The organism is Streptomyces sp. NPDC031379 (assembly GCF_055569615.1).
Map to the genome: position 1 here is coordinate 1 of NZ_JBVIIT010000041.1, position 15,562 is coordinate 15,562.

General features: G+C 70.6%; 11 protein-coding genes. 5 read left to right on the top strand and 6 right to left on the bottom strand.

What is annotated here, in order from left to right; all coding sequences use genetic code 11:
• Positions 1–4,475, top strand: a 4,475-nt coding sequence (locus ACZ5CW_RS38760) for an RHS repeat-associated core domain-containing protein (RefSeq protein ID WP_468610094.1), incomplete at its 5' end; no start/stop codon positions are given.
• Between the two features lie 11 nt (positions 4,476–4,486).
• The gene (locus ACZ5CW_RS38765) at positions 4,487–4,885 is read left to right on the top strand and encodes a hypothetical protein (RefSeq protein ID WP_468610096.1); all 399 of its coding nucleotides are present in this window, start codon (positions 4,487–4,489) and stop codon (positions 4,883–4,885) included.
• Between the two features lie 97 nt (positions 4,886–4,982).
• On the opposite strand, the gene ACZ5CW_RS38770 is transcribed toward ACZ5CW_RS38765, so the two are convergent.
• Complete coding sequence (locus tag ACZ5CW_RS38770) at positions 4,983–6,236, bottom strand: DUF5685 family protein (protein ID WP_468610098.1); 1,254 nt, start codon at positions 6,234–6,236, stop codon at positions 4,983–4,985.
• A 267-nt stretch (positions 6,237–6,503) separates the two neighbouring features.
• Here ACZ5CW_RS38770 and ACZ5CW_RS38775 point away from each other — a divergent pair, with 267 nt between their 5' ends.
• Positions 6,504–6,941 (top strand): cell division protein SepF, encoded by a 438-nt coding sequence (locus tag ACZ5CW_RS38775; protein WP_468610100.1) that lies wholly within the window; start codon positions 6,504–6,506, stop codon positions 6,939–6,941.
• 37 nt (positions 6,942–6,978) lie between these two features.
• On the opposite strand, the gene ACZ5CW_RS38780 is transcribed toward ACZ5CW_RS38775, so the two are convergent.
• Together ACZ5CW_RS38780 and ACZ5CW_RS38785 are read right to left on the bottom strand one after the other, a co-directional pair.
• Entirely contained in the window at positions 6,979–8,169 is a 1,191-nt protein-coding gene (locus ACZ5CW_RS38780; protein WP_468610102.1) for an acyl-CoA dehydrogenase family protein, read from the bottom strand.
• A gap of 98 nt (positions 8,170–8,267) precedes the next feature.
• Positions 8,268–9,893, bottom strand: a complete 1,626-nt coding sequence (locus tag ACZ5CW_RS38785; RefSeq protein WP_468610104.1) for an MFS transporter — start codon at positions 9,891–9,893, stop codon at positions 8,268–8,270.
• A 260-nt stretch (positions 9,894–10,153) separates the two neighbouring features.
• Here ACZ5CW_RS38785 and ACZ5CW_RS38790 point away from each other — a divergent pair, with 260 nt between their 5' ends.
• The gene (locus ACZ5CW_RS38790) at positions 10,154–11,410 is read left to right on the top strand and encodes a glycosyltransferase family 39 protein (protein ID WP_468610106.1); all 1,257 of its coding nucleotides are present in this window, start codon (positions 10,154–10,156) and stop codon (positions 11,408–11,410) included.
• Between the two features lie 237 nt (positions 11,411–11,647).
• Positions 11,648–12,688: a phosphatase PAP2 family protein gene (locus tag ACZ5CW_RS38795; protein ID WP_468610108.1), complete on the top strand. Its 1,041-nt coding sequence runs from the start codon at positions 11,648–11,650 to the stop codon at positions 12,686–12,688.
• A 112-nt stretch (positions 12,689–12,800) separates the two neighbouring features.
• On the opposite strand, the gene ACZ5CW_RS38800 is transcribed toward ACZ5CW_RS38795, so the two are convergent.
• The 3 genes from ACZ5CW_RS38800 to ACZ5CW_RS38810 all read right to left on the bottom strand — a co-directional run bounded on the left by ACZ5CW_RS38800 (position 12,801) and on the right by ACZ5CW_RS38810 (position 15,159).
• The gene (locus ACZ5CW_RS38800) at positions 12,801–13,016 is read right to left on the bottom strand and encodes an I78 family peptidase inhibitor (protein WP_468610110.1); all 216 of its coding nucleotides are present in this window, start codon (positions 13,014–13,016) and stop codon (positions 12,801–12,803) included.
• Positions 13,017–13,412: 396 nt separating this feature from the next.
• On the bottom strand, positions 13,413–14,393 hold the full coding sequence (locus tag ACZ5CW_RS38805) for a helix-turn-helix transcriptional regulator (RefSeq protein ID WP_468610112.1): 981 nt from the start codon (positions 14,391–14,393) through the stop codon (positions 13,413–13,415).
• Positions 14,394–14,472: 79 nt separating this feature from the next.
• Positions 14,473–15,159 carry a LysM peptidoglycan-binding domain-containing protein gene (locus ACZ5CW_RS38810; protein WP_468610114.1) on the bottom strand — a complete coding sequence of 229 codons (687 nt, stop codon included), beginning with the start codon at positions 15,157–15,159 and terminating at the stop codon, positions 14,473–14,475.
• Positions 15,160–15,562: the final 403 nt, after the last annotated feature.

A 15,562-nucleotide genomic window follows, 5' to 3' on the forward strand; every position in this document is an offset into this window, starting at 1 on the left:
AGGTCCACACCGGCACCAAGTCCAACGCGGCCTCCACCTACTACTGGCTGTACCGCGGCATGGACGGCGACCGCACGAGCAAGGACGACCCGTCCGCCACGCGTTCCGTGACCGTCGACGACGGTGACAGCGGCAGCGCGGCGGTGCCCGACTCCGCCTGGCTGAACGGCAAGACCCTGGAGACGAGCGACCGCGACGGCTCCGGCCAGTCGCACAAGCGCGTCTGGCACGAGTACTGGACCCACGACACCGCCCAGTACGAGGGCCTGCCCGACGCCCGGTTCGTCCGCGACTCCAAGACCACCACGCAGGAACTGACCTCCAGCGGCTGGCGCGAGCACACCGTCAAGGACGAGTACGACGACACCGAGCCGGCCAGCACCAAGTACGGCCTGCCGATGCGCACCAACGACTGGGGGCTCTCGGCGACCGACGACAACCGGTGCACCACCTACGGGCGCGCCTACAACACCGACTACTTCACCGACTCCCCGGTGCAGCGCTGGATGGTGCTGCCCGACGAGACCCGCCACTACGCCGCCGACTGCGCCTCCCGCGCCGACGACAACCAGGACGCGTACTCGGTCACCCTCTACGACAACGCCACCTCGGTCGACACCGACAAGCCCACCGACGGTCATCCCACCAAGGTGCGCGCCTATACGGACGCCACTCACCACCGTGAGACGACCGCCACGTTCGACCAGGCCGGTCGGCAGATCTCCGTGACCGACGGCAGGCAGAACACCACCACCACGACGTACCAGCCGGCCACTTCCTGGCCCGTCGACGGCGTCAAGGTGACCACGCCCGACCCTGACGACAGCGGGCCGGCCAAGCCGCAGTCCACCACCACCTGGTACTCCAGGCTGTGGGGCGCTCCCACCAAGGTGCTGGACGCCAACAACCAGACCACCCGCATCGACCTCGACGCGGTGGGGCGCATCTGGAAGGTGTTCAAGCCCTCTCAGATCGACAGCAGCACGCCCTCGATCGAGTACACGTACACGCTCACGGCCACGGACAACAGCGAGGGCGTTCCCGACCTCGTCTCCACCGTGCCGCCGAAGATCACGACGACGACGCTGCAGTCCACCGGAACGAGCCTGGCGAGCTACGAGTACCTCGACGGTCTCGGCCGTACCCGGGAGAAGCAGACCCCCGCGGCCACCGGGACCGGGCGCACCGTCGTGTCCACGCGGTACGACACCTCCGGCAACGTGACCGGCACCAGCGCCGCCTTCTACAACTCCGGGGATCCCCGGACGGGCGGCATGGTGCTGCCGACCGTGGACAGCCTGCCCTCCTACACCGACCTGGTCATCGACTACGCCGGCCGCACCACCGAGTCCCGGATCATGGTGAACGGCGACCCGCAGGCCCAGGGCCAGGCGATCACCCACTACCACGGCGACTACACCACCACCATGCCCGCCACCGGCGAGCGCACCAACACCTACACCGATGTGTTCGGGCAGGTCAGCAAGGTCGTCGAGTTCGGGCCCTCCACGTACACGACGTCGTACGAGTACACCCGCAGCGGCCGGCTCTCGCAGATCACGGACGCCAAGGGCAACGTCACCAGCTACCGCTACAACTGGCTCGGCGAACGCACCGGCGGCAAGGACCTCGACACCGATCCGAACAGCATCGCCACCACCACGTACGACACCAACGGCAACGTCCAGTCGACCGAGGACGGCAACGGCACCGTCCTGACCTACACCTACGACCACCTCAACCGGCCGCTGACCGTGCAGAACGGCAGCACCGTGCTGACCCGGAACACCTACGACACCGCTGCGGGTGGCATCGGTGAACTGGCCACCTCGACCTCGTACGTGAACGGTTACGCGTACACCAAGGCGATCAACTCCTACAACGCCGACGGCAACGTCACCGAGGCCCAGACCACCGTCCCGGCCGACGGCACCGGCTTCGCGGGCACGTACAAGTCGCAGTTCGCCTACAACGCCGCGGGTGATCAGACCAGCGTGACCTACCCGGCCATCGGGGACCTCCCGCAGGAGACCGTCACCACCCAGTACGACGCCGTCGGCAATCCCGAGAAGGTCACCAGCGACCTCGCCAACACGGTCTACGTCGACTCCACCGGATTCGACAGCCTGGGCCGCCTGGCCGACCGCACCTACGGCACCGCGGCCACGACCGGCAGCACGGCACGCCGCTCGTACACGTACGACGACGCCAACGGCACCGGCTGGCTGAAGAACATCACCGCCACCACCAGCACGAAGGGAACCGTCCAGAACGACGACTACCTCCGCGACAACCTCGGCCAGACCACCGACCTGGCGGACCGGGTCACCGGACAGCACCAGTGCTACACCTATGACGAGCTGAACCGGATCAGCCGCGCCTGGACCTCGGCGGCGCCCACCGGCTGCGCCGGTCCCTTCACGCCCGATCTGGCCACCGGACAGGACCCCTATCAGCTCGACTACAGCTACGACGGCATCGGCAACCTGCAGAAGGTCACCAGCACCACGGCCACCGGCAGCAGCGTCCGCGACTACGTCTACCCCGGCTACTCCGCCGACCAGTCGACGTACACCGCAGGCGCCGCCCGCCCGCACGCCGTCAGCACGGTGAAGACCGCCACCGGCACCGACAGCTACACCTACGACGACGCCGGCCAGATGAAGAGCCGCACCGTGAACGGCGCGAAGACGGACTTCGTGTGGAACGCGCTGCACCAGGTCGTCTCGACGAGCGGCGCCGGCACCACCGGCTACGTCTACGACGGCTCCGGCAGCCTCCTGCTGCGCAAGTCCGCCGACGACGTCGTCCTGTACCTCTCGGGTCAGGAGGTTCACAAGGCGCCTGGCGCCGACCCGAAGGCCACTCGTTACTACAGCGACGGCTCGGTGGCCGTGGCCTCGCGCACCGCGGTGGACAAGACCAGCAGCAAGTTGAGCTGGATCATGTCCGACAGCCAGGCGTCGACCCAGTTGATCGTCGACGCGGCCACGGGCACCGCGCAGCGCCGCCGTTACCTGCCCTTCGGGGCCCAGCGCGGCGGCACCTCCCTCCCCGCGGGTACGGACCGGGGCTTCCTGGGCAAGACCGAGGACGACGCGACGGGCCTGTCGATCCTGGGCGCCCGCATGTACGACGCGAAGCTGGGCCGGTTCCTCAGCCCCGACCCGCTGAGCACGCCGTACGCCCCACAGAACCTCAACTCCTACTCCTACTCGGCCAACAACCCGGTCACCTACAGTGATCCCAGTGGCCTGATGCTCGATGGAGGCGGTGACTGCCGCTACCAGACCGGCGGTTGCAACCCCGACCCTGTGCACAAGGCGGACAGCGGAAGCAGCAAGTCGCACAGCAACGGCACCGTCGGCCACGGTTCGACCGTGACGACCACCGCGGAACTCATGTCCTACCTGCCGCGGCCCAAGAACGGCTGGGACGAGTTCCGGCTGGTCCAGGTGTGGACGCACTACGGCGGGACCACCCAGGGCGGCGGCTACTGGGACGCGCCGGTCGGTGACGGTGACCGCACCGCCATGGCGTGCTTCGGACGCACCGCATGCCGGAAGGCCTACGCGGTGTACATGAACACGAAGGACCTCGCGGAGGCCAAGAAGGTAGCGGCGACGTACTGCATCACCCACAGCAAGGAGTGCAACGTCGACGCGGGCGCCTACGCGGCCATGAAGGAGACGTCGGAACTCGTTCCGATCCTCCTCGCCGGCGAGGCGGCCACGGCACTGCAAGGAGTCCGCAGGGCGGCGGGCTGTACCCACAGCTTCCTGGACGGGACACGGGTCCTGCTGGCAGACGGCAGCACCAAGCGCATCGAGGACATGAAGGTCGGGGACAAGGCCCTCACCACCGATCCGAAGAGCGGGCGGACGACCGCTCACAAGGTCGTCGACACCATCCTCACGAAGGACGACAAGAAGTTCGTCGGCCTCACACTCAAAGCCGCCGAGGGCGACCGCCCCGGTGAGTCGCTGATCGCCACCGTCACTCACCCGTTCTGGTCCCCCTCGGAGCGGATCTGGGTGGACGCCGGCGACCTGCGGCCCGGCATGACCCTGCGCACCGACGAGGGCCGTCAGGTCAAGGTCACGGCCGTCCGCCACTTCACCAAGCAGCAGATCACCCACGACCTGAGCGTCAGCGAAGTCCACACGTACTATGTGCTGGCGGGCCGGACTCCGGTTCTGGTGCACAACTGCCCGTCCGGCTCGACTTCCGGTCGCGACATCCACGGCAATTTCCGGCAGGCACATCGCGATGTCGACGTGGACGAGGTGTGGTCGAAGGGCGATATGTACATCCAAGAGGACGGGCAGATCGCCAAGACGCTGAGCAATGGCGACGGCACGAGCCGGGTCGTGATCCGCGACCCGTCGAATCCGAGCGGCAGGCCCACCACGGTCATCGAGAGAATGTCGGACGCTTCGATCGAGCGTAGGCTCGAGGACGGCCGTTGGTCCTAGGGAGAAAAGGCGTGACTGAAGGGTTTGCCGGAGAAGGTCCGAGTCCTGGTCGCACAGACGTCGAAGACCGCTGGCTGGCCTTGCTCGCGGGCACGGCCACCAGGGACGACGTGCATGACTGGGCAGAGCCGTGGGTCATGGACGAGGAGGAGAGGATCCATGACCCCATGGTTCGCTCCGCGATGCAGCGGCTGCACGGATTCGATCTGGTAGCGGATCCCGACAGGCCTGGCGTGGTTCGCCATGGCGGCGGACAGGAATACGTCTGGTCGCTGGGTGAGATCCAGAATGAACTGCAGTCCTGGCGCACCAACTGCGCACTGTACGACGCGGATCCCCGGGAATACCGGAGGATGATGCGCGAGCGTCTTCGCGCGCACATCGACAACCCGGATTCCAGGGAGCGATGATCGCAACGGCGTTCGCGCCGAACCCCACCAGCCTTGTGCTGGTGGGGTTTCGCTTTGCTCTTTTCTGCCGGCGGGCTCCGCCTGCTCTAGGGAACGCTCAGCACCCGTCGCAGGGGCAGCAGCAGTCGCAGCCGTCGCAGCAGCCCGGGCAGGAGCAGTCGCAGTACTGGCAGCATCCGTTGCGCTTCTTCCGGGACCACGGCCCCTCGTACTCCTCGGCGCAGCACATCTTGCAGGTGCAGCACAGCGTCAGGAACACCCCGCAGCCCGCCCAGAAACCGCGCCGGCCCTTGGGAGGCACGGGCATCGGGGGTCCGAAGCCACCGCCCCCACCGCCGAAGCCACCGCCACCGCCACCGGCGCCGAAGCCGCCACCGGCGTACGGGTTGCCTCCCGCATACGCGTTCCCACCGGCGTACGGCCCCTGCGGCGCTCCCTGCTGCGGCGGCCCGTACGGACCCGCGCCCGGCCCCGGCTGGTGCGCCGAGCACACCGGCACCGTTCCGAACGCCCGGTCCACCGACCGCCGCAGCTCGTGCGCCAGCAACAGGTGCACCAGCTTGCCGTCGGCGAACTCCGTCTCCCGCAGCGCCAGCCGGATGCCGTGCAGGGCGTCGTCGGCGAGCCGGCGGGCCTCCGCCAGGGAGGTGCCGGTGGCGGTGAGGGGGTTCCAGGCACCCGACAGGGCGTCAGCATGCCGGTCCTCCACGGCGTCCAGCAGGTGCGCCAGCCGTCCGAACAGACGGCCCGCCTCGGTCAGCGGCTCCGCGTTGCCCGGCCGCCCCGCCAGCACCGCGGTGTGGGCGAAGGCCGCGGCGGTCGCGGTCTCGGTCGGCTCCGTGACCGTCAGGATCGGGGTGCCGGGCCCGGCCAGCGTCTCGATGCCCAGTTGCCGGTCGACGGCCTCGACCAGCACACCGGTGTCGAACCCGACCGCAGCTCCGCCGGAGGTACCGGCCCGGCCCCAGCCCGCCGCGACCCGGCGGGCGGCCGCCGCCACGGGCCGGCGCGCCAGCAGCCCGTCCCGGTCGGCGACATGGTCACGCACCTTCGCCGAGGCGAGCACCAGCGAGACCGCTGCGGCGAGCCGCGCTCCTTCTCCTTGCGCGACGGACGCCGTACGCATCCCGCGCAGCGCGCAGGGCCCGGCCGTGCGCCGGGCGCCGGCCACCACTCCGGCCTGAGCCTCCGTCAGGACCGAGATGAGAAGACCGTCATAGTTCGTCACAATACGTGCGAACTGTCCGTGGTCGCGGCGCAGCGCGAGACAGAGCCCGCACAAGTGCGCCATCCACTCGGCCTTCAGGCTCTCGCCGAGCCGATGAGAGCAGGGTCTGACAATTCCGAACACACCGATCCCCCGTACTGTGGTACGACGTTGACGTTCACCCGTACGCACCGTGCGTCACCCGTCTGCCGACGACAATCATATTTCACTCTCAGTCAGCAGCCGTATGAGTCGCGACCCTTGGGGCACAAGGACTCTCGACGGATCGGCTGTGCACCAGTACCGTCACAAACCCCCCGCGCGGCGTCTATCCACTTGGCGCGCCGTCCGCATCATGGATGACCATAGGGATGCGGAAAGCAAGAAGGACTGCTGTGAGAGGAGGCGTCCATGGGATCGGTACGCAAGGCGAGTGCGTGGCTCGGCCTCGTCGACGACAACGATGACGAGCGCTACTACGACGACGACTACTCCGAGGGCACCGAGTCCGGGGACGCCTGGGTCACGGACCCCCGGGTGAAGGTGGCCACGGACACGGCCGAGGAGAAGGGCCGCCGGATCGGCACGGTCACCCCGGACAGCTTCCGGGACGCCCGCGCCATCGGCGAGCTGTTCCGGGACGGGGTCCCGGTCATCATGAACCTCACGGCGATGGAGCCCGCCGACGCCAAGCGCGTCGTGGACTTCGCGGCGGGGCTCACCTTCGGCCTGCGGGGCACCATCGAGCGGGTCGCGAACCGGGTCTTCCTGCTGACCCCCGCGAACACGGAGATCATCAGCGGCGAGCCGGCCGCACGCCGCGAGGACGGCTTCTTCAATCAGAGCTGAGGCAGGGCCGCGCGCCGGCCCTGCCTCCCTCGGGGGCTCACCGGAAGGCGTCGAGCCCGGTGAGCGCCTTGCCCAGCACGAGCTGGTGCATCTCGACGGTGCCCTCGTAGGTGAGCACGGACTCCAGGTTGGTCGCGTGCCGCATCACGGGGTATTCGAGGGAGATGCCGTTGGCGCCGAGGATCGTGCGCGCCGTGCGGCAGATCTCGATGGCCTCACGGACGTTGTTGAGCTTGCCGAAGCTGACCTGCTCGGGACGCAGGCGGCCGGCGTCCATCCGCCGCCCCAGATGGTGGGCGAGCAGGATCCCCTTGTGCAGCTCGACCGCCATGTCGGCGAGCTTGGCCTGGGTGAGCTGGAAGCCGCCGATGGGCCGGCCGAACTGCTCCCGCGTCTTCGCGTAGTCCACGGCCGCCTCGAAGCTGCTGCGCGCGGCGCCCATCGCGCCCCAGACGATGCCGTAGCGGGCGTGGGACAGGCAGCTGAGCGGTCCGCGCAGGCCGGTGCCCTCGGGGAGGACCGCCGTGGCGGGCAGTCGTACGTCGTCGAGGACGAGTTCGCTGGTGACGGAGGCGCGCAGGGACCACTTGTGCTTGATCTCGGGCGCCGAGAAGCCGGGGGTGCCGGTGGGGACGACGAAGCCGCGGATGCCCTCCTCGGTCTGCGCCCAGACGACGGCCACCCCGGCGACCGACCCGTTGGTGATCCACATCTTGCGGCCGTTGAGGACCCAGTCGTCGCCGTCGCGCTTGGCGTAGGTGCGCATGGAGGCCGGGTCGGAGCCGTGGTCGGGTTCGGTCAGGCCGAAACAGCCGATCACCTCGCCGGCGGCCATGCCCGGCAGCCACTCCTGCTTCTGCTCCTCGCTGCCGAACCGGTGGATCGCGTACATGGCGAGGGAGCCCTGCACGGAGACCAGCGACCGGATGCCCGAGTCGGCCGCCTCCAGTTCCAGGCAGGCCAGGCCGTACTGCACGGCCGTCGCGCCCGCGCAGCCGTACCCGGTGAGCGACATGCCGAGGGCGCCGATGCCGCCCAGCTCCCGCGCGAGTTCCCGGATCTGCGGCAGCTCGCCCTTCTCGTACCAGTCGGCGACGTACGGCAGCACGCGGTCGGCCGCCCAGCTGCGGACGGTGTCCCGGACGGCCAGGTCCTCCGGGTCCAGCAGGTCGTCGATCCCGAGCGGATCGGCGGGGTCGAACGGGGGCAGCTTCGCGGACGCGGACATGGAACACCCTCCGGACACGGGACTCGGAAAAACTAGCAGCGCTAGTTACGGCTCTCCGGCCGACGTTACGGTGCAGTGTCCCGCACGTCCAGAGGAGGTCAGGCGGAGACCCGCGGCTTCTCGGCAGCCGACTCCGCCTCCCGCGGCGCCGGCAGCCCCACCTCGGCCCCGTCCGGCTCCTCGCCGCACTGCATGATCCACGGCAGCCGCAGCGCCATCACCGCGCCCAGCAGCAACAGCCCCGCGCTCACCAGGAGCGTCACATGCAGCCCGTGCACGAAGGAGTCCCGTGCCGCCCGGCGCAGCGCGTCCCCGGCGGAGCCGCCGAGGCGTCCGGCGATCTCGTAGGCCTCGCCGAGCGAGTGCCCCGCCGCGTCCGACGCGCGCCGCGGAACGCCCGGAACCGATCGCAGCCCCGGCGCGTAGGCCGCGTTCATCACGCTGCCGAGCAGCGCGATGCCGATGCCGGCGCCGAGCTGGTACGAGGTCTCGCCGATCGCCGCCGCGCCACCGGCCTGGTCCGCCGGGGCCTCGCTGAGCATCGACTCGTAGGCGCCGAAGAGCGTGGTCTCCAGGCCGAAGCCCAGCAGCACGAAACCGGCCAGCAGCAGCGGGGCGTCGTCGGTGTCGCCCATCGCCGTCAGGGTCAGCACCGCGGCCGCCGTCAGGCAGAAGCCGAAGCACACCATGCGGCGCGGTCCGAAGCGGCGCAGCATCCGTGCGCCCGCCAGGCCCGCCGCCATCGCGGCGATGGTCAGGGGCAGCAGTCTGAGGCCGGTCTGCAGCGGCGAGAGGCCGAGCACGAGTTGCAGGTACTGGGCGGCGATCAGTTCCAGGCCGACCAGCGCGAGCATCGCCAGCACGATGCAGCCCACGGAGGTGCTGAAGGCGGGCCGGCGGAACATCCGCAGGTCCACCAGCGGGTGCGGGAGCCGGCGCTGGCGCCGTACGAAGAAGAAGAGGAGGGCCGCGCCGGCCAGCAACGGCAGGACGGTGAAGGGGCTCCCCGCGCCCTCGCCGCCGCCCAGCCGCTTCACCCCGAGGACGACGCCGAAGAGTCCGCCCGCCGCCATCAGCGCGCCGGTCACGTCCCAGGGACCGGTGCCGTCGCCGCGGGACTCGGGCAGCAGGATCCGGCCCACCGGCAGACTGACCAGCATCAGCGGGATGTTGACCAGGAAGACCGCGCCCCACCAGAAGTGCTCCAGCAGGAAGCCCCCCAGCAGCGGGCCGACGGCCGCGCCGACGGCGGCGACCGCGCTCCAGATGCCGATGGCCAGTGCGCGCTCGCGCCGGTCGGGGAAGACCTGCCGGAGGATCGACAGGGTCGCGGGCATGATCATCGCGCCGCCGACGCCGAGCAGCGCGCGGGCGAGGATCAGCGTCTGCGCGCTGGGCGCGAAGGCGGCCACGGCGGAGGCGACGCCGAAGAGGGCGTAGCCGAGCAGCAGCACGCGTCTGCGGCCGACGCGGTCGCCCAGGGTGCCGAAGAGGATCAGCAGCGAGGCGCAGACCAGCGGGTAGACGTCGACGATCCAGAGCAGCTCTATGGCGCCGGGCCTGAGGTCCTCGGTGACGGCGGGGACCGCCACGTGCAGCACGGTCGCGTCGAGGGCGACGAGCAGCAGGCTCATGCAGAGGACGACGAGGACGACCCAGCGGTCGGCACCGGCCCCGGCCGCCCGACGGCGCGGCCGTACGGCAGCCGTGGTCGTCCCGGACATGTACGTACCTCCCAGATGATCCCGCGGGCGGGGCGGAGCGACGGGGTGGGGACTCCCTGTCGTAAGGCCGGAGAGGAGCGGTGTCTCCGGCCCGCGCAAACCCACGCGGGTGGCTCGTCAGCGTACGCGAGTTCGCCGCGGGGACACGTGGCGGACCTCTCACACGCGTGAGGGAACCCGTGTGGCGTACACCACGTCACCCCCTCTTGACCACGACCCGGCGGGCTGTTCGGTTCCCCGTCCGGTCGATAATCGAGCCCGTGACCGATCTTGACACGCGCGTGGCCCCCTCCCACGCCCCCCTCCTGCGCCGGGCGGCGCCGGCCCTCCTGGGCTACGCAGCGGTCCGCGCCCTGGGGCTGCTCGTACTGGCGGCGTGGAGCGCCGCGCGCGGCAAGAGCGCGTACACCTTGCTGACCGCGCGCTGGGACTCGCTGTGGTACACGCGGGTCGCCGAACTGGGGTACGGCTACGAGGTGCGGCTGCCGAACGGCGACGTCCACTCCAACCTGGCGTTCTTCCCGCTGCTGCCGTGGCTGGAGCGGCTGCTGCACGCGGTGGCGCCGCTGTCGTACGCGGATGCCGGACTTGTGGTGAGTCTGCTCGCCTCACTGGCCGCGGCGGCCGGGATCTTCGCCGTCGCCGACCGGGTGTACGGCCCCCGGGCGGGCTGCTGCGCGGTGCTGCTGTGGGCGGTGCTGCCGGTCGGGATCGTGCAGTCGATGGCGTACAGCGAGTCGCTGTTCACGGCGTGCGCGGCCTGGTCGCTGTACGCGGTGCTCACCGGGCGGTGGGTGAGCGCGGGCCTGCTGGCGGCGCTCGCGGGACTGACCCGGCCGGTGGGGGCGGCGGTGGTCGCCGCGGTGTGGGTGGCGGCCGTGGTCTCGTTCGTGCGAGAGCGAAGCGCGCGGCGCGCGCCTGGCGCGCACCCCGAAGGACACGCCCCGGCGCAGGAGCACAGCGCACGCGCGGGGAGCGTGCATCCAGCGGACGGCGCCCACTGCAAGGTCTACGCCCCTGTCTGGCCTCGCGCGCTCGGGATGGCGCTCGCTCCGCTGGGCGCCGCCGGATATGTCCTCTGGGTCGGCCGCCGCACGAGCAAGGGGCCACTCGGATACCTTGACGTCCAGGCCGGATGGCGCAACGGATTCGACGGCGGGTACGCCTTCGCCCGTTTCGTAGCCGACAAGTTCACGTCATTCCCGTCCGCTCCGGCCGGCGTCGGCCTGATCGTCGGGGTCGCCCTGCTGCTCTGGCTGTACGTCACCGGCGCACGCGGGCGCCAGCCGGTCGAACTGCTCGTGTACACGGGTGTCGTGCTCGCCCTCGCCCTGTGCGCGTCAAGCTACTTCGGCTCCAAGCCGCGGCTGCTGATGCCCGCCTTCCCGGTGCTGCTGCCGCTCGCCTGCGCCCTCGCCCGGCTGCGCACGTCCCGATCCGTGCTGGTCATGGCGGGGTTGGCGGTCGCGTCGGCGGTCTACGGGGCGTTCTGGCTGAACGGCTCCGGCCCACCATGATCGACTTCTTCGCCCGATGACGCTCCGGAGAATTCCGCACCAGGACCGGGTTAACACATTCATAAGCGCCATATAAACAACACCCGGCATGATCAAAGGAATTGAAGAGAGGGACCTCACAGGATTGCGGAATCCCGGGAATTCGCACCGCCCTTGAGAGGTTTGCCACATCACATCGTCATCACAAAGCCCCTGTTTCGACCGGGAACACACCTCACTCGCTGTAACGTCGATTGGGTGCGTACCGAACGAAACCTCACCCGGCGTCTGGACCGGGTGTTCGCCAGGCTGGACCGTGAGCCGGAACGACCGGCCCACATCGATGTGCCGAGGATGAGCCGGCACCGGGTCGTTCTGTTCTCGGCGACCCTGGCTTTCTACCTGGCGATCGTGTGGGCCGTGGTGACCACCTCCTGGCTGGTCCGGCTGGACTGGCAGGTCATGTTCTTCCGGCCGTACCAGCAGTGGCCGCAGATCCACGCGTTCCTCGACTACTACGTGGTGCTCGGCCAGCGCGGCCCCACCGCCGTGATGGTCGCGGCCTGGCTCGGCTGGCGCTCCTGGCGGCAGCACACCATCCGCCCCCTGCTGACCCTGGCCGCCTCGCTGCTGCTGCTGAACATCACGGTCGGCGCCGCCAAGATCGGCATGGGGCGGCTCGGTCCGCACTACGCCACCGTGATCGGCTCGAACGAGATGGGTCTCGGCGGCGATATATTTCCCAGCGGCCACACCGCCAACGCCGTGGTCACCTGGGGCATCCTGGCGTATCTGGCCTCCACCCCGCGAGCGCGGCGCTGGCTGTCGGCGCTCTCGGCGGTCACCTCCCTCGGCGTCGGCCTCACCACCGTCTACCTCGGTACGCACTGGCTGAGCGACGTGCTGCTGGGCTGGGCCGCCGGCCTGCTGATCCTGCTGGCCCTGCCGTGGGTCGAGCCGCTGATCGCCGGGGCGGAAGGATGGCTCTTCGACCTGCGCGACCGCTGGCGCGCCCGCCGCAGCCGGCCTCTCGCCGAACCGGTCGTGCCCGTCACGCCGGTGGTGCTCAGACCGCGCGGCGTGCCCGCCGAGGCGGCGCCGGTGCGCGAGCCGGTCTCCTCGACACGCGTCTCCCGGGGCGCGATGCACCTGGCCCCCGGACCGCACACGGCCCGCTCCGAGCGCACCCCGGTCACCCCCGTGGGCAGCCGCCGCCCACCGCACGCCGACCGTCTGCCGCACACGGACCGGCTCCCGCGCGGCACCTCCCAGCCGGCCCGCCCCCTGACCGGCGGCTGACGACGCAGGAGGCGGCGGGCCCGGTACGCACAGCCAGCCCGCGCCGTTGATGAAGGCCCCGCACCCGGGAGGGAGACGGGGCCTTCGTCGTGCTCGCGTCCGAGTGCCGGGCTCAGCCCTTCCAGGCGCGGGCCACCCGGCCGTCGCGCACCTCGAAGTTCAGCCGCCCGACCCGGTACTCCATGGTGATGATCGCGCCCGGCGGCAGCGACCGTACCGTCTGCCACCCCCGCTGCCGAGCGAGCCGCTCGGCGTGCGCGGCGTCGAGGCCGACGTACCCGTCCGGACTGTCCTGGGGCTCCGCTGACGGAGTGGGAATCGGTGCCATGCCGCCACGCTAGGCCGCATCCGGCGGCGACGGAAGCCGGGCACCGCCGGGTAAGAGCCGGGCACGGCCGGGTAAGAGAAGCATCCGCCCCCGGTCACACTTCTGTCACAGCTTCCCGGCCCGTGTTTCCCTCGCGGTGACATCGACCGCCACCGCAGCGGGCGTCACACGTACGGGGGTTTCCCTACGGCTTACCGGGGTAATCGAACAGAATTAACGCGTGTCGCGATGCGTCCTCGAAATACCCGGCCGAAAGTGCCGCAATGGCGATCGGGGCGGGCCCGGGGGCGCGATTCCTCCGGCAATCCGCCGCGGTGTCCCGGCAGCTGACGCCGCATAGGAATTTCACGGATTCGGCACATGACCGCCGTACCCCGCCCGATGCCCCCTGGGGGGCTACGGCCGCTCCCCGGCCCGGGCCAGAGCGTCGTCGAGCCGGTCCCGGATCCTCCTGACCGCGTCGGTCAGTTCGACGGGCTCCAGCACCTCGAAGGGCAGGCCCAGCATCATGATGTGGATGACCATCACGTCCAGGCTCGCGGCCCCGCTGCGCAGGATGCACGCGTCCTCCCCGTCGGCCTCCAGCGTCCCGGCGGACGGCGAGACCCGCTCGGCGGCCTCGTGCAGCGGCACCGGCAGCCGGACGGCGGAGTGCGTGGCGTACGCGCGCGTGGAGACGCCCTGCGACACATAGGCGGCGAGGTCCTCGGCGGGCGGCTCGCGCGGGGTGAAGCGCGGCCCGTGCGGCGGCTTGGGGGTGATGCGGTCGACGCGGAAGGTGCGCCAGTCCGCCCGGTCTACGTCCCAGGCGACCAGGTACCAGCGCCGCTCGGTGCACACCAGCCGGTACGGCTCGACGGTACGGCGGCTCGCGGCGCCCTCGTGACTCTCGTACGCGAACCGCAGCCGCTCGGCGTCCCGGCACAGGTGGGCGAGTTCGGTGAGCAGGGCCGGGTCGACGGGGGACACCGGCGGGCCGCCGCGCAGCATCGGCACGGTGAAGGCGTTGAGGGCGCTCACCCGGCGGCGCAGCCGGTCCGGCAGCACCTGCTCCAGCTTGGCGAGGGCGCGTACGGAGGTCTCGCCGATGCCCTCGATGCCGTGCCCGGCGGCCGTGCGCAGGCCCACGGCCACCGCGACGGCCTCGTCGTCGTCCAGCAGCAGCGGCGGGAGTTCGGCGCCGGCGCCCAGCTGGTAGCCGCCGCCGGTGCCGGGGCTGGCGTTGACCGGGTAGCCCAGCTCGCGCAGCCGGTCCACGTCCCGGCGGACCGTGCGCGCCGTGACGCCGAGCCGGTCGGCGAGTTCCGCGCCGGACCATTCGCGGTGGGCCTGGAGCAGTGAGAGCAGGCGCAGCAGTCGTGCCGAGGTCTCCAACATGGGGCCGAGTCTGCCAGCGGATGCGGACAGCCGCTGTCCTCATCGGGACAGCGGCTGTCCTGCGCCGGACGTTCGCCGCTCAGAGAGCCAGGCGCTGGCCGGGCACGATCAGGTCGGGGTCACCGCCGATGACGGCCTTGTTGGCGGCGTAGATCCGCTGCCAGGTGGTCCCGTGCCGGGCCGCGATGGTGCTCAGCGTGTCGCCTTCGCGGACGGTGTAGTCACCGCGGGACGCGCTGCGGCCGGTGTGCGCCGGGGGACGCTGCCGCGTCGTCGTCTTCGTCGTCGTCTTCGTCCTCGCCGGGGCGGACTTCGTCGTCACGCCCTTGGAGGCGGCGCTGCCGGAGGAACCCGGGGAAGCGGCCGAGGGTGCCGCGCCGAAGGCTCCGGCGCGGGCCGAACAGACCGGCCAGGCGCCCCAGCCCTGGGCCCGCTGAACCTTGGTGGCGACGGCGATCTGCGCGCTCCTGGAGGCCTGGTCGGCCGTCGGGGCGTAGGCGGTGCCGCCGTACGCGCGCCAGGTGCCGGCGGAGAACTGGAGTCCGCCGTAGTAGCCGTTGCCGGTGTTGATGTGCCAGTTGCCGCCGCTCTCGCACTGGGCGATGCGGTCCCACACTCCGTTGTCCGCCGCGGCGGCGTTGCCGGTCGCGGCCAGCAGTCCCAGCGGGGCCAGCAGTGCGGCTCCGGCGAGCGCGGCCGTCGTACGGCCCTTGCGGGCGCTGTCGGGACGGGCGGTGTTGCGGGTGGTATCGGCACATTCGGACATGTGAATCCCTCTCCACGAACCCGGGCTCCCCCAGGCGGAGCGCGCCTCACCGCGGACGACCGCGGTTCCACGCGCCCGCCCCGTCCGCCGCGGCCGGTGTCGGCGATCGTGCTGCCTGTGCCGGCCGGCGGACGTACCCGAGCGGTGCTCGTTGCACACGGCGGAGGAATGTATGGAGGACGAGCGACCGGAATCAACCAACTGCCCTTCGCTCCAGGCCAGTTGCTTGTTACCGCAAGTAGCGGCGATTTTACGCCACCCATTTCATCCGCTGATTTCGTGATATGTCGACCAACCGCTCAAGCGATCTGTGACCCACTTCACTCGCTCAAGTCCCTTGACTGGCCGGAGAGTTGACGGGGAGTGGCCGATTCCGCACCGAAGGTGACACTCGGCGGTGGAT

What these genes read in the sequence shown, in the direction of transcription:
- ACZ5CW_RS38775 (WP_468610100.1), top strand. Translation starts at nt 6,504, where the DNA reads ATGGGATCGGTACGCAAGGCGAGTGCGTGGCTCGGCCTCGTCGACGAC.
- ACZ5CW_RS38805 (WP_468610112.1), bottom strand. Translation starts at nt 14,393, where the DNA reads ATGTTGGAGACCTCGGCACGACTGCTGCGCCTGCTCTCACTGCTCCAG.
- ACZ5CW_RS38800 (WP_468610110.1), bottom strand. Translation starts at nt 13,016, where the DNA reads ATGGCACCGATTCCCACTCCGTCAGCGGAGCCCCAGGACAGTCCGGAC.
- ACZ5CW_RS38785 (WP_468610104.1), bottom strand. Translation starts at nt 9,893, where the DNA reads ATGTCCGGGACGACCACGGCTGCCGTACGGCCGCGCCGTCGGGCGGCC.
- ACZ5CW_RS38810 (WP_468610114.1), bottom strand. Translation starts at nt 15,159, where the DNA reads ATGTCCGAATGTGCCGATACCACCCGCAACACCGCCCGTCCCGACAGC.
- ACZ5CW_RS38780 (WP_468610102.1), bottom strand. Translation starts at nt 8,169, where the DNA reads ATGTCCGCGTCCGCGAAGCTGCCCCCGTTCGACCCCGCCGATCCGCTC.